An 18,079-nucleotide genomic window follows, 5' to 3' on the forward strand; every position below is an offset into this window, starting at 1 on the left:
CAACCACAAAGGAGCCGAACCATGGTGCTGAAGCGATTAGGAGGCCTGCTCGCCGTCGCGATCCTCGCCGCGGCCGGGTTCGTCGGCTCGCAGGCCGTCGCCACGCCGGAGGCCAACGCGGCCGCGTGCGACAGCTGGAGCCGTGACCTCTCCGAGGGCATGTCGGGCGCGGACGTGCGCGAACTCCAGATCCGCCTTGCCGCGTTCGACGGCCGGGCCGGCCTCGCGATCGACGGGAAGTTCGGACCGGCGACCGCCCGCGCGGTCAAACGGTTCAAGAAGGAATACGCCATCGGTACCACCTCGGGGACCGCCGGCACCCGCGTGTTCTCCAAGCTCAGGTCCCTGACCAGCTCGGACTGCACGCCGATCCACTTCACCTACAGCGAACTGAACCGCTGCAACTCCACCTGGAGCGGCGGCGCGGTGTCCGCCGCGACGGCGAAGTCCAACGCCCGCAGGCTGATGTGGAAGCTCGAACACCTGCGCCACGCGCTGGGCAACAAGCCCGTCCGGATCACCAGCGGCTTCCGCACCGGCGGCAGCGGCGCGTGCTCGTCGACCTCCTACAGCCGCCACCGCTACGGCGACGCCGCCGACCTGGGCAACCTGAACCACTCGTTCTGCACGATCGCGGTGAAGGCCAAGAGCTACGGTTTCTACGGAATTCTCGGCCCGGGCGTGCCCGACCACAACGACCACGTGCACGTCAGCGGCATCAACGACGGGAACGCCACCCGCCGCGCGCCGAACTGCTCCGGTTTCTGAGATCCCGCGCCGGTGCACCCACACGGGTGTACCGGCGCTCGCCGGGCTTTCCGGGCGCCCCGGCGAAATAGGATGGGCCGATGGCGAGCCGGATGGAACTGCGTGAGGCCGGGGTCGGACTGGTCGAACTGTCCTTCGTGGACAATGCGGGCATCACGCGGGTGAAGACCGTTCCCCTTGACCGGCTCAGCGCCGCCGCGACCACCGGTGTCGGGATCGCCCCGTGCTTCGAGGGCGCCGGCGCCGACGACGTCTTCGTGACCGCCCGCCACCTCGGCGGCCCCGACGGCGACCTGCGGCTGATCCCCGACCTGGACCGTCTGGTGGCCCTCTCGGCGATGCCCGGCTGGGCGTGGGCGCCGGCCGACAAGGTGACCAAGGCCGGCGAACCGTGGGTCGCCTGCCAGCGCGGCTTCGCCGCCCGCCAGACCGAGGCCGCCGCGCGCGTGGGCCTGCGGCTGCTGATGGCCTTCGAACACGAGTGGACCCTGGCCCAGCGCGGGACCGGCTTCGTGCCCGCGTTCGACGGGCCGGCCTACGGCCAGATCCGCCTGGAACAGGTCGCGGACTACGCGGTGGACCTGGTCAACGACCTCACCCGGCAGGGCCTGGAGGTCCAGCAGTTCCACCCCGAGTACGCCACCGGACAGCTGGAGATCTCGGTCGCGCCCGACACCCCGGTCGGCGCGGCCGACGACGCGGTGCTGGTCCGGCACACCGTGCGGGCGCGCAGCCTCGCCCACGCCTGGCGCGCGACGTTCGCGCCCAGCGTCGATCCGGCCGGGGCGGGCTCCGGCGGGCACCTGCACCTGTCGGTGCACGACGAGACGGGCAACCTGTTCGCCGGGCCGCGACCGCGCGGCGAGGCGTTCCTGGCCGGGGTGTTGCGGGAACTGCCGGCGCTGGTGGGGATCGGCGCCGGGCACCCGGCGAGCTTCCTGCGGCTGGTGCCGTCCCGGTGGGCGGGGGTGTGGCAGTGCTGGGGCCACGAGACCCGGGAGACCGCGCTGCGTCTGGTCGACGGGGACGAGCGGAGCGCCAACGCCGAGGTGAAGTGCTTCGACGCCACGGCCAATCCCTATCTGCTGGTGGGTTGTGTGATCGCGGCCGGGCTGGCCGGGGTCGCCGACGACGCTCGGCTGCCGGAGCCGGTGACCGGAGATCCGGCGCTGCTCACCGACGCCGACCGCGCCCGGGCCGGTGTCGCCCGGTTGCCGGCCACGGCGGTCGAGGCGGCCGACGCGCTGGCGGCGTCGCGGGTGTTGGAGCGGGCGTTGGGAGAACAACTGCACGACGCCATCGTGACCGTGCGCCGGGCCGAGGCCGCCCGGTGCGCGGAGCTGGGGCCGGAGGAACTGGCCGCCGCCACCCGCTGGCGGTGGTGAACGCGGCCGGTGTAACGGACCGCCGCGCCCGCGCGACCTGGTGAGCACGACAGCTCGACGCATTGTTGGGCAATTACCAGGTGTCGGGGTAATTGGGGAGTTCGGATGTTGGTCAGAACCAAACGCGGCAGTGTCGAGTTCGACGGATCATCGGTTACCCTGCGACCGCCCCGGGGGCTCGGCGGAATCATTGGTGGAAAGTCCGCGATGTCCGTTCCGTTGCGGGCCATTCGGTACATCGAGTTCAGTGAACCGGCCGGAATGAAAAGCGGCTACTTCCGGGTCAACACCGGCCAGCCGCCGCTGTCCGGGACCGCCATGCGGCCGGCGTTCATGGAGGCGGTCAGCGACCCGCACTCGATCGTCTTCACCCGGGGCGAGGCGCCATCGTTCGCCGAGCTGCGCAACGCGATCGAGGCGGCGCTGGGCCGATGAGCGGCGACCGGCCCGACGCCGACGCGCTGAAGGCCCTCGCGCTGGCCGTCGTCGGGCTCGGGCTCGGGATCGTCGCGTTCCGCCTGCAACTGACCGGTGGGGACCAGCACCTGTTCACCTGGGGCCTCGGGCTCGCCTGCACCGGCGTGTGCTGCGCCAGCGTCGTGCGGCTGGTGAAGGCACTGCGGGTGCGGGTGGACCCGCACACTGGCGCGCCCGGCACCGGCCGGGTGCTGGGCGCGGCGGTGGCGATGACGGTCGTCGGGGTCGCGGTGTTCGTGCTGAGCAGCGTGCTGGCCGCCTACCTGGATTCGATCGGCCAACTCGGCGCGGTCGGACTGGTGGCCTCGCTGCTGTCGCTGCTGGGGCCGGCGCTGCTCGGCGGGATGTATTTCCACTGGTTGCAGCAGGCGTTGTGTGAATCGGGCTGGAATATCGGTGCCGCGTTGCTGGTGGGCATTGTCTGTGCCGGTGGATCGATTTACCTGTGGTACGCGCTCAACGTTCTGTACGGCCCTCGGGTGTACCAGCTGATAATGTCGTGAAATGGCGGTCACCGACGACGTGGTTCTCGTGGACCAGCACTGTCACGGGGTCCTCGTCACCGACGTCACGGCCGAGGAGTTCGCGGCCGGGCTCACCGAGGCGGACACCGCCGGCCGGCCCGACCGGTGGCGGTCGATGCTGGGGCTGGCCGTGCGGCGCTGGTGCGCGCCGGTGCTGGACCTGCCGGCGCACGCCACGCCGGCCGAGTACCTCGCGCGGCGCAACGACCTGGGCTGGCGGGAGGTCACCCGCCGGCTGCTGCGCGCCGCCGGGGTCGGGCACTGGTTCGTCGACACCGGGTACGCCACCGACACCTCGCCCACCGAACTGGCCGACCTGGGCGGTGGCACCGGGCACGAGGTCCTGCGCGTGGAACAGGTGCTGGAGGACACCACCGCCGGCTCGGCGACCGAACTGCTCGACCGGGTCGGCGCCGCGCTGCGGGCCAGCGCGGCGGTCGCGTTCAAGTCGGTCGTCGGGTACCGGGGCGGACTGGGACTGCCGGCGCGGCGACCGTCCGAACGCGACACCCGGCAGGCCGCCGAACGGTGGCTGCGCGGCGGAACCAGGCTCACCGACCCGGTCCTGCACGCCTGGCTGGTGCACGAGGCCGCCACGGTCGGCGCCGAGACCGGCCGGGCCCTCCAGTTCCACACCGGGTTCGGCGACGCCGACCTGCACCTGCACCGCGCCGACCCGCTGGCACTGACCGACTTCCTGCGCGCCCGCCGGGACGTCGACGTCGTGCTGCTGCACTGCTGGCCCTACCACCGGGGCGCCGCCTACCTCGCGCACGTCTTCGACACCGTGTCCGTCGACCTCGGACTGATGGTGCCCTTCGCCGGCGCGCGGACCGGGGCGGTGATCGCCGAAACCCTGGAGCTGGCGCCGTTCGAGTCCGTGCGGTACTCCTCCGACGGCAACCTGCTGCCCGAGATCCACCACCTCGGCGCCGTGCTGTGGCGCCACCACCTCGGGCGCCTGCTCGACGAGTGGATCGGCGACGGGGTGCTCACCGCCGCCGACGCCGAACGGCTCGCGCACGACGTCGGCGGCGGCAACGCCCTGCGGTCAGCCCCACACCTCCTGGGCGACCTCGACGATCAACGCTAGCTTCGCGAACTGCTCGTCGTGGGTCAGGGCGTTGCCCTCGACCGTCGAGGAGAACCCGCACTGCGGGGACAGGCACAGCTGCTCGATCGGCACGTACTTCGCCGCCTCGTCGAGGCGGCGCTTCAGGTCGTCCTTGGACTCCAGCTCGCCGCGTTTGGTGGTCACCAGACCGAGCACGACCATCTTCCCCGGCGGCACGAACCGCAGCGGCGCGAACGAACCCGAGCGCGGATCGTCGTACTCCAGGAAGAAACCGTCCACCGCCAGCTCGGAGAACAGGGCCTCGGCGACGAAGTCGTAGCCGCCCTCGGCCGCCCACGAGGAACGGAAGTTGCCCCGGCACATGTGGGTGGTCACCCGCAGGCTCTCCGGGCGCCCGGCCAGCGCGGAGTTGATCTGCCGGATGTAGCGCAGGTGCTGGTGCTCGGCGTCGTCGCCGCGCGCGGCCAACTCCGCGCGCTGGGCGGGATCGTTGAGGTAGGCCAGGCTGGTGTCGTCGAGTTGCAGGTAGCGGCAGCCCAGTTCGGCGACGGCCGCGACCTGCTGGGCGTAGGCCGCCGACAGGTCGGCCCAGAACGCCTCCTCGTCGGGGTAGACGTTCGGGTCGAGCGCGGCCAGGCCGCCCCGGTAGTGGACCATGCTGGGCGAGGGGATGGTCAGCTTCGGGGTGATCGCGTCGCCCGCCACGTCCCGCAGGAACGCGAAGTCGTCGGCGAACACCGTCTCGGTCAACCGGATCGGACCGTCCACCCGTAACGCCGCGCTGGTGAACTCCAGGCCGCCCGCGGCGTTGCGGAACTTCACCTTGATCGACTCGTCGGACGCGCTGATCCCGCCCAGCCGGTAGATGAAGTCCATGTGCCAGGACGTGCGGCGGAACTCGCCGTCGGTGGCGGCGGACAGGCCGGCGGCGCGCTGGGCCGCGACGACCTCGCGGATCGCGGTGTCCTCCACCGACCGCAGCTCCTCCGGTGAGATCCGGCCGGCGGCGCGGTCGGCGCGCGCGGTGAGCAGGGCGGCCGGACGCAGCAGGCTGCCGACGTGGTCCGCGCGGAACGGTGGGCTGGTCATGGGACTCCTTCCGGGAACGGCAGGCCGACGTAGTTCTCCGCGAAGGAGGTGGCGGCAGCGTGCGAACTGGTCAGGTAGCGCAGTTGGGACAGGCGCAGCCGCCGGGCGAACGGGTCCTCGTCCGGTGGCCGGTGCAGCATCGAGGTCATCCACCACGAGAAGTGCTGTGCCCGCCACACCCGCGACAGGCAGGTCGCCGAGTACGAGTCCAGTCCGGACTCGTCGCCGTCGGCGTAGTACCGCGACAGCGCCGAGGCCAGCACCGCGACGTCGACCACCGCCAGGTTCAGGCCCTTCGCGCCGGTGGCCGGCACGATGTGCGCGGCGTCGCCGGCCAGGAACAGCCGGCCGTGGCGCATCGGCTCGACCACGAAGCCGCGCAGCGCCGTCACCGCCTTGTCGACGATCTCGCCGGTGCGCAGCGCGAACCCTGAGCCGCGCGCCAGCCGCGTCCCCAGTTCCGTCCACACCCGACTGTCCGGCCAGGACGCCAGGTCCTCGTCCGGGGCGACCTGGAGGTAGAGCCGGGTGACGGTCGGCGAACGCATGCTGTGCAGGGCGAACCCGCGCTCGTGCGCGGCGTAGACCAGCTCCGCCGACGAGGGCGCGACGTTGGCCAGCACACCCAGCCACGCGTACGGGTAGGCGTGGTCGATCGCGGTCAGCGCCCCGGCCGGCACCGACGCCCGGCTCACCCCGTGGTAGCCGTCGCAGCCGGCCACGAAGTCACACCGCAGCTCCACCTCGCGTCCCTCGTGGACGTAGCGGACCACCGGGGAGCCGGTGTGGTCCTCGACCGCGACGACCGGGGCGTCGAACAGCAGCGGTTCGCCGGTCGCCAGCCGCGCGGCGACCAGGTCCTTCACCAGCTCGTGCTGGCCGTAGATGGTCAGCTCGCGGCCGGCCAGTTCGGTCAGGGGGATCCGGTGGCCGGTGCCGTCGAACAGCAGCTCGACGCCGGTGTGCACCAGGCGCTGGGCGAGCAGCCGGTCGGCCAGGCCCACCGAGGCCAGCAGGTCGACGCTGCCCTGCTCCAGCACCCCGGCCCGGATCCGGCGCTCGACGTGCTCGCGGGACTGGCGTTCCAGCACCACCGAGTCGATGCCGCGCAGGCGCAGCAGGTGGGCGAGCAGCAGCCCGGCCGGGCCGGCGCCCACGATCGCGACCTGGGTTCGGGGCATCAGAACGGGTACTCCGGAATGTCGCCGCGTACGGTGATCCACCGGGTGTCGGTGAACGCGTCCACATTGGCCGCCCCGCCGAACCGGGCGCCGGTGCCGGAGTCTAGCACCCCGCCGAACGGCGCGACCGCCTCGTCGTTGACCGTCTGGTCGTTGACGTGCGCGATGCCGGTGGGGATCCGTTCGGCCAGCGCCAGCCCGCGCATCGCGTCGCCGGTGAGGATCGACAGCGACAGGCCGTACTCGCTGTCGGCGGCCAGCGCGACCGCCTCGTCCACCGACGAGAACCGCACCACCGGGGCGACCGGGCCGAAGACCTCGTTGGCGTAGGCCGGCATCGCGGGGTGCACGCCGTCGAGCACGGTCGGCCGGTAGAACAGGTCCTGGTAGGTCCCGCCGGCCGCCAGCCGCGCCCCGGCGTCCACGGTGGACGTGACCAGCTGGTGGACCTTGTCCCGCTGGCCGGCGTCGATCAGCGGGCCGAGCGCGACCTCGCCGGTGGCCGGATCGCCGACCGGTAAGGCGTCCGCGTGCGCCGCCAGAGCCTCCACATAGGACTCCGCGACCCGCTCGTGCACCAGGTGCCGGCCGGTGGTCATACAGATCTGGCCCTGGTGCAGGTAGGAACCCCAGGCCGCCGCCGACACCGCGCGGTCAACGTCCACGTCGTCGAGCACCAGCAGCGCTGAGTTCCCGCCCAGCTCCAGGTGCACCCGCTTGAGGTGGTGGGCGGCCAGTCGCGCGACCGCGCGCCCGGTCGCGCTGGACCCGGTGAACGACACCACCCGCACCGGTTTCGCCTCGATCACCGCCCGTCCCGCGTCGGCGCCGCCGGGCAGCACGTGCAGCAGGCCCTCGGGCAGCCCGGCCCGCGCGAACAGCGCCGCCAGCGCGTGCCCGCCGCTGACCGGCGTGCGCTCGTCGGGCTTGAGCACCACCGCGTTGCCCAACGCCAGCGCCGGCGCGGCCGAGCGGATCGACAGGATCAGCGGCACGTTGAACGGCGAGATCACCCCGACCACCCCGACCGGCACCCGCCGCAGCAGCGAGAGCCGGGGCTCGGTCGTCGGCAGGACCTCGCCCAGTGGGCGCGAGGCCAACGCCGCCGCCTCGAAGCACTCCTGCGCGGCGACGCCCACGGCGAAGGCCGCCAGCCCCGGCACCGCGCCGGTCTCGCGCACCACCCAGCCGGCCAGCTCCTCGGTGTGCTCCTCGATCAGCGTGCCGGCCCGGCGCAGCACCGCGGCCCGCTCGGTGTAGCTCGCCCGCGCCCACTCGCGCTGCGCGGCGGCCGCGGCCTCGGCGGCGCGGTGCACGTCGGCGGCGTCGGCCAGGCCGGTGGTGCCCAGGTGCTCTCCGGTGGCCGGCGCCAGGATCGGCGCGCTGCCCCCGCCCAGGCTCGTGGTCGCCCAGGCGGTGGGGTCGATCAGGGTCACGTGGTTCTTCCTTCCAGTTTGGCCTTCTGGATCTGGGCGTACACCCGCCCGCGCAGCTCGGCGAAGCGCGGATCGCCGCGGGTGGTCAGCTGGTCGCGTTCGTCGGGCAGGTCGATCGGCAGGTCCTCGGCGACCCGCGTCGGCGAGGACGTCAGCATGATCACCCGCTGGCCGAGGTAGACCGCCTCGTCGATGTCGTGGGTGACGAACAGCAGCGTCATGCCGAAACGCCGCCACACGTCACGGATCAGGTCCTCCAGGTCGGCGCGGGTCTGCGCGTCGACCGCGGCGAACGGCTCGTCCAGCAGCAGCACCCGGGGCTGGTAGGCGATCGCGCGGGCGATCGCCACCCGCTGCTGCATGCCGCCGGAGAGCTGCCACGGGTACGCGCGGTGCGCGTCGGCCAGCCCCACCGCGCCCAGCGCCTCACCCACCAGCTCCCGCCGGGTGGCCTTCGCGACCCCGGCCGCGCGCAGCGGCAGGTCGACGTTGTCGGCCACCCGCAGCCACGGGAACAGGCTGCGGCCGTACTCCTGGAACACCACCGCGAGCCCCTCTGGTGGCCCGGTCACCGGCGCCCCGGACAGCGTCACCGTGCCCGACGTCGGCGCCAGCAGACCCGCGCAGCACCGCAGCAGCGTCGTCTTCCCGCACCCCGACGGGCCGACCACGCACACGAAGCTGCCGGCCTCGACCTCGAAGGTGAGGTCGCCGATCGCCTCGACCCGACGGCCCCGGCCGTCGTAGACCTTGTGCAGTTCCTCGACCGCCAGCATCACCGCTCCCTCGGACCGTCGCGGCTGCCGTGGTACCAGCCGAGCACCCGGTGCTCCACGATCCGGAACAGCACCGAGAGCAGGACCCCGAGCAGACCGAGCAGGATCACCCCGCTCCACATCTGCGGGATCCGGAACCCGTCCTTGAACTGGATCACCGCGTAGCCAAGGCCGCTGCTCGCCGCGAACATCTCGCTGATGACCATCAGGATGATCCCGACCGACAGCGCCTGCCGAGCCCCGGTCACGATCCGGGGGCTGGCCGAGCGGATCACCAGGTGCCACCAGCGCCGCCCGCCCCGCACCCGGTAGGTGCGGCAGGTGTCGGCGAGCACCGGGTCGACCGCGCGCACCCCGTCGACGGTGTTGAGCAGCACCGGCCACAGGCAGCCGGAGACGATCACCAGGACCTTCATCGTGTCGCCGATCCCGGCGACCAGGATCAGGATCGGCACCAGCACCGGCGGCGGGATCGCCCGCAGGAACTCCAGCAGCGGCTCGGTCACCGCCGCCACCACCCGGTTCGAGCCGATCGCCAGACCGAGGGCGACCCCGGCCAGCAGCGCGACGCCGTAACCGATGCCCAGCCGGGTCAGCGAGGGCAGCACGTCGTCGGCCAGCCGCGAGGACAACCACGTGTCCGGGAACACCGCGACGATCCGCGACAGCGGCGGGAAGTAGAAGTCGGTGCTGCCGGCCGAGGCGAACCACCACACCGCCACCAGCACCACCGGCAGCGCCAGCGCGTACCCGACCCTGGCCAGGATCCCGCTCATGCCGCGACCTCCGCGCGCAGCGACGGGTGCCAGTGCAGCACCCGGCGTTCGGCCGCCCGGGTGGCCACGTTGGCCAGCACTCCCAACAGTCCGGTGACCACGGTCAGCGCGTACATGGCCGGCACCGCGCCGGAGGTCCGCGCGGTCGCGATCTCCTGGCCGAGGCCGGGTGAGCCGATGACCAGCTCGCCGGTGATCGTCAGGATCAGCGCGACGGTCGCGGCCAGCCGCACGCCGGTGACCACGTAGGGCAGGGCCGTCGGCCACACCAGGTACCGCACCCTGGCCAGCCGGCCCAGGCCGTAGGTGCGGGCGGTGTCCCGCGCGACCGGGTCGACGTCGGCCACGCCGTGCATGACCTGGACCAGCACCTGCCAGAACGCGGCGTAGACCACCAGCACCAGCGTCGAGGTGACCGTCGAGCCGTAGAGCACCACCACCAGCGGGATCAGTGCCACCGACGGGATCGGGCGCAGGAACTCGACGGTCGAGGCGGTGGCGCGGCGCACCACCGGCACCGTGCCCAGCGCGATCCCGACGGCCACGCCGAGGGCGACCGCGATCAGCAGGCCGAGCAGCCACGTGCGCAGCGTGTCGGCAACGGCCAGCCAGAACCGTGACTCGCCGGTCCGCTGGGCGAGGGTGACCAGGATGGTGCTGGTCGGCGGGGCGTAGCGGTCGGACACCAGCCCGACCCTGGGTGCCAGCTCCAGCAGCGCGCCGAAGCCGAGCAGACCCGCCACGCCCAGCAGGATCCTCACGGCAGCAGGGCGTCCACATCGGCGGCCTTGCTGAGCAGGCCGTCCTCCAGTGCCAGGTCGGCGAGGGTGGCCACCGACTCGCGGTTGACCTCGGGCGGGAAGGTGGGCAGCGTGAGCTTCTCGATCACCTCGGGCGCGATCTCGGTGTAGCTGGCGATGATCGTGCGCACCTCGTCCGGATGACTGTCCGCATAGGACAGTGACTCGGCCATGGCCTCGGTGAACCGGGTGGCCAGGTCGGGGTTGTCGGCGAGCAGCTGCTGGGAGGTGAAGTAGGCGGCGACGGTGAGGTTCGGCGCCGCGTCGACGTAGCTGGAGGCGATCGCGCGCCCGCCCTCGGCGAGCACCGCCTGCTGGAAGGGTTCCACCACGAACACCGCGTCGACCTGGCCGGAGGCCAGCGCGGCCGGCTGGTCGGGGAAGGGCAGCGCGGTGAACCTGACCTTGGTCGGGTCGCCGCCGGCCTTGCGCACCGACTGGCGCACGCTGGTGTCCACGATGTTCTGCAGGGTGTTCGCCGCGACCGTCTTACCTTCCAGGTCGGCGGCCGTCCTGATCGGACTGTCGGCCTTGACCATGAGCGCGGCGAAGTCCTCGCCGTCGACCCCGGTGGAGTTGTTGCCGTTGCTGACGACCTTGACCGGTAAGCCTTCCGAGCTGGCGATCAGCAGCGAGACCATGTTGCTGAAGCCGAACTGGTACTGGCCGGAGACCACCGCCGGCACGATCGCCGCGCCGCCCTCGGCCTGTTCGAGCGTGATCTCGATGTCGCGCTCGTCGAAGAAGCCCTGTTCGATGCCGAGGTAGATCGGCGCCACGTCGAGGATCGGGATCACCCCGACGGTGACCTTGTCGGGTTGGCCGGGGGCCGGCTCGTCGGCGCCGTCCGCGCCGCACGCGGCCGACGCGAGCAGGGTCGGGGCCAGCAGGAAAGCGGCGAGGTGTCGGCGCATCGGCGGACTCCATCTCGGGATTCAACAACGTTGTTCGGAGATCGCACGCTCGTTCTCAGGGAGAACGTAGAGCGGAGTCCTTGACGCGTCAACCGTTGACCTGGTCGCCGGTGCCTCCCTATCGTTCGACAGAAGAACGGACGTTCGTCATGCGAACGGAGACGTGCATGGCCGAGCTGGTCGATCTGGCCGGCGGCATCGCCGAGCTGGTCAGGGACGGGGACACCGTCGCGCTGGAGGGGTTCACCCACCTCATCCCGTCGGCGGCGGCGCTGGAGGTCCTCCGGCAGCGCCGCCGGGACCTGACGCTGGTCAGGATGACCCCCGACCTCGTCCACGACCAGCTCATCGGCGCCGGCTGCGCCCGGCGGCTGGTGTTCTCCTGGGGCGGCAACCCCGGCGTCGGCTCGCTGCACCGGCTGCGCGACGCCGTGGAGAACGGCTGGCCGGCGCCGCTGGAGATCGAGGAACACAGCCACGCCGGCATGGCCAACCGCTACGTCGCCGGCGCGTCCGGCCTGCCCTTCGCCGTGCTGCGCGGCTACCAGGGCACCGGTCTGGGCGCGCACACCGACACCGTCGCCACCGTGACCTGCCCGTTCACCGGCGAGAACCTGGCCGCCGTGGCCGCCCTGCGCCCGGACGTGACCGTCATCCACGCCCAGCGCGCCGACCGGCGGGGCAACGTGCAGCTGTGGGGCCTGGTCGGGGTGCAGAAGGAGGCGGTGCTCGCGGCCACCCGCTCGCTGGTGACCGTCGAGGAGATCGTCGACGAGCTCGAACCCCGGCCGGACGCGGTCGTACTGCCCTCCTGGGTGGTGACCGCGGTGGCCGTGGTGCCCGGCGGCGCGCGACCGTCCTACGCGCAGGGCTACTACGAACGCGACAACGACGCCTACCGCGCGTGGGACGCGGTCAGCCGCTCGCGGGAACGGTTCACCGACTGGCTGGCGGAGGTCTCGTGAGGCCGACCGCCGACGAACTGATGACCGTGACCGCCGCGCGGGCACTGGCCGGGCACGTGTCCTGCTTCGTCGGCATCGGCCTGCCCAGCACGGCCGCCAACCTGGCCCGCCGGGTGCACAACCCGGACCTGTCGCTGATCTACGAGTCCGGCGCCATCGGCGCCAGACCCAGCCGGCTGCCACTGTCCATCGGGGACGGTGAGCTGGCGGAGACGGCCGACGCGGTGGTGTCGGTGCCCGAGGTGTTCAACTACTGGTTGCAGCCCGGCCGGATCGACGTCGGGTTCCTCGGCGCCGCGCAGCTGGACCGCTTCGCCAACCTCAACACCACCTTCGTCGGCGGGACCTACCAACGCCCGACGGTGCGGCTACCGGGCTCGGGCGGCGCCCCGGAGATCGCCGCGTCCTGCCGCGAGGTGTTCGTGATGGTGCGGCACAGTCGCCGCGCGTTCGTGGCGGAGGTCGACTTCGTGACCTCCGCCGGCCACGGCACCGGGCCGGGTTTCCGCGCGGCGTGGGGCCTGCGCGGCGCCGGCCCGGTGCTTGTGGTCACCGACCTCGGTGTCCTGGAACCGGATCCGGTGACCAGGGAGCTGACCCTGACCCGCGTGCACCCCGGAGTGCCGGTGGCCGACGTGCGCGCCGCCACCGGCTGGGACCTGCGCGTGGCGCCCGACCTGGGGACCACCGAGCCACCGACCAGCCAGGAGCTGAGCGTGCTGCGCCGGCTCACCGAAGGGAGTTCGCCGTGAGCACCGCCTACGCCCGCGACCCCGGCGGCACGCACCCGCCACTGGCCTCACCCGGCTACCGCTCGACCCTGCTGCGCGCCCCCAGCCAGCCGCCGGTCTGGTTGGAACACTCGCTCACCGAGGTCACCGGGCCGGTCCTCGGCGAGGGTCGGGTGCTGCCCGGCGACCACGACCTGACCACCCAGCACGCCGGGGAACCGTTGGGGGAGCGGATCATCGTGCACGGCCGGGTGCTCGACAGCGACGGCCGGGCCGTGCCGGACACGCTCGTGGAGCTGTGGCAGGCCAACGCCGCCGGGCGCTACGCCCACGTCCGCGACCAGCACCCCGCGCCGCTGGACCCCCACTTCACCGGCGTCGGCCGCTGCCTGACCGACTCCGCCGGCGGCTACCGGTTCGTCACGGTCAAACCCGGCGCCTATCCGTGGCGCAACCACGAGAACGCCTGGCGCGCGACCCACCTGCACTTCTCGTTGTTCGGCCGGGCGTTCGTCCAGCGGCTGGTGACCCAGATGTACTTCCCCGGCGATCCGCTGTTCGGCCAGGACCCGATCTTCCTGGCCGTCCCGGAGGCCGCGCGCCACCGGATGATCTGCGCGTTCGACCTGTCGGCGACCGTGCCCGACTGGGCGCTGGCCTACCGGTTCGACATCGTCCTGCGCGGCCGCGACCAGACCCCGACGGAGACGTGACGATGCTGGGCCTGACCCCGTCCCAGACCGTGGGCCCGTTCTTCTCCCACGCGCTGACCTGGCCCGACGGCCCGGTCGTCGACGAGGGCCCTGACTCGTTCTGGTTGCGCGGCACGGTGTTCGACGGCGAGGGCGCGCTGGTGTCCGACGCGCTGATCGAGACCTGGCAGCCCGACGGCGCCGGGCGGTTCAACCACCCCGGCTTCCGGGGCTACGGCCGCTGTGGCACCGACGACCACGGCCGGTGGGCCGTGCGTACCGTGCTCCCCGGCGTTGTCCCGGCCCCGGACGGGCGGCCCCAGGCTCCGCACATCGCGGTGTCGGTGTTCGCCAGGGGACTGCTCGACCGAGTGGTGACCAGGGTGTACTTCGCGGACTCCACTGTGGAGGATCCGGTACTGTCCGCACTGCCGGCGGACCGGCGGGAAACCCTGCTGGCGCGCCGGTCGGCGGACGGGTACGAGTTCGACATCCGGCTGCGGGGCGAGCGGGAGACGGTGTTCTTCGCTGTCTAGGCGGGAGTGAGCGGTGGCCGGGCGCGGGTCGGACTTCGTGCAGTCGCTGGAACGCGGGCTGGCGGTGATCCGGGCGTTCGACCACGACCATCCCGAGCTGACCCTCAGCGAGGTCGCGGCGGTGACCGGCGTGACCCGCGCCGTCGCCCGGCGTTTCCTGCTGACGCTGGCCGACCTGGGTTACGTCCGCAACGACGGCCGGTTCTTCTCCCTGACGGCCAAGGTCCTGGAGCTGGGTTACGCGTACCTGTCGAGCCTGTCGCTGCCGGAGGTCGCCGAGCCGCACCTGGAGGCGCTGGTCGGTGAGGTCAACGAGTCCTCGTCGGTGTCCGTTCTGGACGGTCACGACGTGGTGTACGTGGCCAGGGTCCCGGTCAGCCGCATCATGACGGTGTCGATCAGCGTGGGAACACGCTTTCCCGCCTACGCGACGTCGATGGGCCGGGTCCTGCTCGCCGGCCTGCCCGACGACACCCTGACCGAGTACCTCTCGACCGTCCGGCTGGAACGCCTGACCGGGCGGACCGTGTCGTCGGTGGCCGCGCTGCGCGGCGAGCTGGTGCGGGTCCGGGCCCAGGGGTGGTCGATGGTGAACCAGGAACTGGAGGAGGGCCTGCGGGCGGTGGCCGTCCCCGTCCGCGACCGTTCGGGCCGGGTGGTGGCGGCAATCAACGTGTCCACGCACGCCAGCCGGACCTCGCTTCCGGCCATGCGGCGCGAGTTCCTGCCGCCGCTGCTGCGCGCCGCCGCCGCCGTCGAGGGCGACCTGCCGTGGTCGCGGGCCCGGCGCGCCTGACTGTCGAGCGAACGCCTGACAGCCCACCCGCCCCGGGAACGGTTGGCTCGCCCACGGGAGAGGGCCGTGGACACGAAAGGAACACCGATGTCGTTCACCCGAAGGGTTCTCGTCGGGCTGCTCGGGGCCCACCATCACCCACGGGACCACGGCGCACGCGGTCGGCATGGCCGCCGGGCGCTACCTCGGCACCGTCTATGCCTGAGTCGGGCTGTCGGCTGAATGCCTGACAGGGGGGCCGGGGGCGGGCACCTAGGTTTCCGGCATGGGGATTCGAACAGGGAAACTGGTGGTCGCGGTGCTCGCGGCGTTGGCCGTGGCGAGCGGGTGCGGCGCGGAGAGCACGGCCGGCAGCGGCAGTAGTGGCGGCGGCAGTGGCGACGGTGACGGTGAGGCCACCGCCGAGACCATCAGCAGCGCCGACGAGGTCATCAAGATCGTCGATCAGGGGTTCCGCAACCACGAGCCGCCGGCCCCCGGCATGGTCGAACTGTACGTCGGCTACGGGTATGTGGTGGAGAACGTCTCCGACAAGGTCGCGATCGGCGTCCAGTTCCAGGTCGACTTCAGCGACGAGGCCGGCAAGCCCGTCGGGAAGAGCGGCGACGCGGTCAGCGTCCTGCTGCCGGGCCAGAAGTTCGGCGTCGGCGACCTGGAGAACGTGGAGGGCGAGGCGGCGGAGATGGCGGTCCGGGTCACGATGATCACCCACCTGGACACCCCGGACGGCCAGCTGCGCAAGCCGAAGGCCGACTACGCCGAGCTGACGACCACCGGGCCCGAGACGGTCAGTGGCGGCAGCGGCGACCGGCGCAAGGCCACCGTCGAGGTTGCCAACACCTACGACATCCCGGTCAAGCCCCGGGTCACCGCCGTCGTGCGCGACGCGCAGGGCGCGCTGATCGGCGGCGGGGCGAGCTTCGGGGAGCGGCAGGAGATCGCGGCGGGGGACAGCGGGCCGGTCGAGGTCTCCGTGGACACCCGCATCGACGACGGCGCCACGGGCGCCGTCGAGTACTTCACCGACCCCCAGTTCACCGCGCCGCTCACCAAGAACCCGGTCTGGCAGGACCTCTGATCTACCCGGTCTCGTCCCGGACGACGAACTCGACCGACTGCCCGAGGATGCCCGGCACGTCCTCGGTCAGCCGGGCGAAGTCGACGGCCTGGGACAGCAGCCGCGCGGGATCGTTCTCGATGGCCGACCAGGCACGCTCGCGTTCCTGCTCGCTGGCGAACCGGCCGTAGTCGAACGCCCGCCGAGCCGCCGACCGCAACGCGTCCAGGTCGTGGACGACGATCGAGAACGAGGCGTCGATCCGGAACCGTGATCCGGGCCCGGCCGACCTCGTGATGGCGCGCACCTCGGCGGCTGACAACTCGTGACTCATGCCTCCATGGTGCGCCCGCCTCCGCGCCGCTACCAGGTGAAACAACCCAGATCGGGACAATCTCCTGGATCGCCCCTAGGGAGCCGGGTGGATGTCGTGCTCGGCCAGCGCGGTCGTCAGCTGACCCAGCACCGCCGTGGGGGCGACGAGGAACGAGGACTCCCGCACCCGCAGGAACCGCCAGCCGCACCGCTCCAGGTCGCGCTGGCGGGCCAGGTCGCGTTCGTAGGCGGCCGGGCCGTCCCACGTGTCGCCCTCGCACACGACGCGTACCCGGCCCCGGGCGCCGACGACGACCAGGTCCGGTGTCACCGTGTAACCGCGCCGCAGCAGCTGGTTGGCCAGCCGCTGCTCGAACAGCGACCCGAACGGCTCGACCAGCCGGTCCTCCGGCGCCACCCCGCTCAGCACGGGCTCACCGCGCCCGGCCAGGCCGTAGCAGTGGTCCAGCAGTTGGAAGCGCATGTCCTCGGGGTTGTCCAGCGCGTCCTGCGGCACGGAGTGGAACAGCCACAGCTGGTCACGGGCCCGGGAGGCCGCCACGTTGTACCGCTGCACGTACACGTCCCTGGTCAGCGGGACCTGGGTCGGGCCGGCGGCGACCATCGACAGGAACATGACGTCCCGCTCGGCGCCCTGGAAGTCGGCGGAGTCGCCGCACTGGAGCCGCCGGGCGGCCCAGTCCTCCGGGGCGATCCGCTCCAGCAGCCGCTTCTCGATGGCCTTGGCCTGCGCCGGGCCGAGCAGCGAGATCACCCCGAAGGTCAGGCCGTCGTAGCGGGGGTCGGCCACGCACTTCTCCAGCTGGTCGACGATCGCCGCGACCTCGACCGGGTTGACCTTGTTCGTCGTCCCGGTGACGTACCCGTCCGGCAGGTACACCGGGCGCAGCGGCTCCAGGCGGTCGGCGCCGTACTGGCGCACCGGGACCAGCCGGATGCCGTCGGGCTCGTAGGCGACCCGGTTGGCGAAGGCGATGATCTCCGGCACGCAGCGGCGGTGCTCGGTGAGCGTGATCAGGCCCTGGAAACGCATCTTGGCCTCGTCGAACAGGCTGCGCTGCGGGTCCTGCCACGCCGAGCGGTACGGGTCGTCGGCCAGGTACTGGCCGGCCAGGTCACGCAGCCGCTGCTGGTCGACGCCCACCGCCGAGGGCGAGACCTGCTTGTCGTCGCCGATCACCACCAGGCGCGGCGCCAGGTACTGCAGGAACGTGGCCTCCAGGCCTGCCTGGGACGCCTCGTCGACGATCACCACGTCGAACATGTCGCGACGGATCCGCAACTGTTCGGCGATCCGGTAGATCGGCATGATCCAGACGGGGACGGCCGGCCGGCAGCGGTCCATCGCCTGGCGGACCTCGACCCGGCGCTGCGCGGCGTAGCGGCCGGTGCCCTTGCCCAGCCGGCGCACCAGGTACGCGTAGTGCTCCAGGTTCGCCCTGGCCTGCCCGGTGAGCCGGTCGGGGGACACCGCGTGCCGCCACGCCCTGGTCGCCGCCAGCCGCTCCACCTCCGACCGGATGCGGTTCTCGGTGAGCCCGATCTCCGACTGCACCGCGTTCACGTCGGTGACGCCCTGGGCCAGCACCCACGTGCCGGCCGCCGCCCACTCCCAGGCCTGCGTGAACCCGGCCAGTGGCCAGTCGTGCGGGGACCGTTCGATGGCGGCGCGCAGCCTCGGGGCGGCCCGGCCGAGCCGGGCGCCGAGGTCGTCGCGGCGGGTGGTGCGCCGGCGGACCTCGTGCAGCCGCTCGATCCGGCGGTG

General features: G+C 72.4%; 20 protein-coding genes. 11 read left to right on the forward strand and 9 right to left on the reverse strand.

Features of this window, described 5'->3' with window-relative positions; all coding sequences use genetic code 11:
• The first annotated feature begins 21 nt into the window (after window positions 1-21).
• The 5 genes from BLA60_RS33325 to BLA60_RS33345 all read left to right on the forward strand — a co-directional run bounded on the left by BLA60_RS33325 (window position 22) and on the right by BLA60_RS33345 (window position 4,247).
• Window positions 22-768 carry a D-Ala-D-Ala carboxypeptidase family metallohydrolase gene (locus BLA60_RS33325; protein WP_075137019.1) on the forward strand — a complete coding sequence of 249 codons (747 nt, stop codon included), beginning with the start codon at window positions 22-24 and terminating at the stop codon, window positions 766-768.
• An 80-nt stretch (window positions 769-848) separates the two neighbouring features.
• Window positions 849-2,153, forward strand: coding sequence for a type I glutamate--ammonia ligase (locus tag BLA60_RS33330; protein ID WP_075137020.1), 1,305 nt, complete (start codon window positions 849-851; stop codon window positions 2,151-2,153).
• A 105-nt stretch (window positions 2,154-2,258) separates the two neighbouring features.
• Window positions 2,259-2,588: a DUF4429 domain-containing protein gene (locus tag BLA60_RS33335; RefSeq protein ID WP_075137021.1), complete on the forward strand. Its 330-nt coding sequence runs from the start codon at window positions 2,259-2,261 to the stop codon at window positions 2,586-2,588.
• Entirely contained in the window at window positions 2,585-3,133 is a 549-nt protein-coding gene (locus BLA60_RS33340) for a hypothetical protein (RefSeq protein WP_075137022.1), read from the forward strand. The genes BLA60_RS33335 and BLA60_RS33340 overlap by 4 nt, the downstream gene beginning before the upstream one ends.
• Window position 3,134: 1 nt before the next feature.
• On the forward strand, window positions 3,135-4,247 hold the full coding sequence (locus BLA60_RS33345) for an amidohydrolase family protein (protein WP_075137023.1): 1,113 nt from the start codon (window positions 3,135-3,137) through the stop codon (window positions 4,245-4,247).
• Here BLA60_RS33345 and BLA60_RS33350 read toward each other — a convergent pair.
• Genes BLA60_RS33350 through BLA60_RS33380 form a run of 7 tightly spaced genes read right to left on the reverse strand, consistent with a single transcriptional unit; the run spans window position 4,206 to window position 11,201 of the window.
• The gene (locus BLA60_RS33350) at window positions 4,206-5,318 is read right to left on the reverse strand and encodes a 5-methyltetrahydropteroyltriglutamate--homocysteine S-methyltransferase (protein ID WP_075137024.1); all 1,113 of its coding nucleotides are present in this window, start codon (window positions 5,316-5,318) and stop codon (window positions 4,206-4,208) included. The genes BLA60_RS33345 and BLA60_RS33350 overlap by 42 nt on opposite strands.
• Complete coding sequence (locus BLA60_RS33355; protein WP_075137025.1) at window positions 5,315-6,499, reverse strand: 4-hydroxybenzoate 3-monooxygenase; 1,185 nt, start codon at window positions 6,497-6,499, stop codon at window positions 5,315-5,317. The genes BLA60_RS33350 and BLA60_RS33355 overlap by 4 nt, the downstream gene beginning before the upstream one ends.
• Entirely contained in the window at window positions 6,499-7,935 is a 1,437-nt protein-coding gene (locus BLA60_RS33360) for an aldehyde dehydrogenase family protein (RefSeq protein WP_075137026.1), read from the reverse strand. The genes BLA60_RS33355 and BLA60_RS33360 overlap by 1 nt, the downstream gene beginning before the upstream one ends.
• Window positions 7,932-8,711 carry an ABC transporter ATP-binding protein gene (locus BLA60_RS33365; protein ID WP_075137027.1) on the reverse strand — a complete coding sequence of 260 codons (780 nt, stop codon included), beginning with the start codon at window positions 8,709-8,711 and terminating at the stop codon, window positions 7,932-7,934. The genes BLA60_RS33360 and BLA60_RS33365 overlap by 4 nt, the downstream gene beginning before the upstream one ends.
• Entirely contained in the window at window positions 8,711-9,487 is a 777-nt protein-coding gene (locus BLA60_RS33370) for an ABC transporter permease (protein ID WP_075137028.1), read from the reverse strand. Before BLA60_RS33370 ends, BLA60_RS33365 begins: the two co-directional genes overlap by 1 nt.
• Window positions 9,484-10,248, reverse strand: a complete 765-nt coding sequence (locus tag BLA60_RS33375) for an ABC transporter permease (RefSeq protein ID WP_075137029.1) — start codon at window positions 10,246-10,248, stop codon at window positions 9,484-9,486. Before BLA60_RS33375 ends, BLA60_RS33370 begins: the two co-directional genes overlap by 4 nt.
• Window positions 10,245-11,201 (reverse strand): ABC transporter substrate-binding protein, encoded by a 957-nt coding sequence (locus tag BLA60_RS33380; protein ID WP_075137030.1) that lies wholly within the window; start codon window positions 11,199-11,201, stop codon window positions 10,245-10,247. The genes BLA60_RS33375 and BLA60_RS33380 overlap by 4 nt, the downstream gene beginning before the upstream one ends.
• Window positions 11,202-11,368: 167 nt before the next feature.
• Here BLA60_RS33380 and BLA60_RS33385 point away from each other — a divergent pair, with 167 nt between their 5' ends.
• The 6 genes from BLA60_RS33385 to BLA60_RS33410 all read left to right on the forward strand — a co-directional run bounded on the left by BLA60_RS33385 (window position 11,369) and on the right by BLA60_RS33410 (window position 15,999).
• Window positions 11,369-12,166: a CoA transferase subunit A gene (locus BLA60_RS33385; protein WP_075137031.1), complete on the forward strand. Its 798-nt coding sequence runs from the start codon at window positions 11,369-11,371 to the stop codon at window positions 12,164-12,166.
• Between the two features lie 20 nt (window positions 12,167-12,186).
• Window positions 12,187-12,918: a CoA-transferase subunit beta gene (locus BLA60_RS33390; protein WP_084735625.1), complete on the forward strand. Its 732-nt coding sequence runs from the start codon at window positions 12,187-12,189 to the stop codon at window positions 12,916-12,918.
• Window positions 12,915-13,610 carry a protocatechuate 3,4-dioxygenase subunit beta gene (pcaH, locus tag BLA60_RS33395; protein WP_075137032.1) on the forward strand — a complete coding sequence of 232 codons (696 nt, stop codon included), beginning with the start codon at window positions 12,915-12,917 and terminating at the stop codon, window positions 13,608-13,610. Before BLA60_RS33390 ends, pcaH begins: the two co-directional genes overlap by 4 nt.
• Before the next feature lie 2 nt (window positions 13,611-13,612).
• Window positions 13,613-14,125, forward strand: a complete 513-nt coding sequence (gene pcaG / locus BLA60_RS33400) for a protocatechuate 3,4-dioxygenase subunit alpha (protein ID WP_075137033.1) — start codon at window positions 13,613-13,615, stop codon at window positions 14,123-14,125.
• A gap of 13 nt (window positions 14,126-14,138) precedes the next feature.
• Window positions 14,139-14,921, forward strand: coding sequence for an IclR family transcriptional regulator domain-containing protein (locus BLA60_RS33405; protein ID WP_075137034.1), 783 nt, complete (start codon window positions 14,139-14,141; stop codon window positions 14,919-14,921).
• Between the two features lie 265 nt (window positions 14,922-15,186).
• The gene (locus BLA60_RS33410; RefSeq protein WP_154814787.1) at window positions 15,187-15,999 is read left to right on the forward strand and encodes a hypothetical protein; all 813 of its coding nucleotides are present in this window, start codon (window positions 15,187-15,189) and stop codon (window positions 15,997-15,999) included.
• A 1-nt stretch (window position 16,000) separates the two neighbouring features.
• Here BLA60_RS33410 and BLA60_RS33415 read toward each other — a convergent pair whose 3' ends face one another.
• Window positions 16,001-16,312 (reverse strand): hypothetical protein, encoded by a 312-nt coding sequence (locus tag BLA60_RS33415; RefSeq protein ID WP_075137036.1) that lies wholly within the window; start codon window positions 16,310-16,312, stop codon window positions 16,001-16,003.
• A gap of 75 nt (window positions 16,313-16,387) precedes the next feature.
• Window positions 16,388-18,079: AAA domain-containing protein (locus tag BLA60_RS33420; protein ID WP_245812314.1), on the reverse strand; the 1,692-nt coding region annotated here is incomplete at its 5' end.

This window comes from Actinophytocola xinjiangensis (genome assembly GCF_001921215.1).
Lineage (GTDB): Bacteria > Actinomycetota > Actinomycetes > Mycobacteriales > Pseudonocardiaceae > Actinophytocola > Actinophytocola xinjiangensis.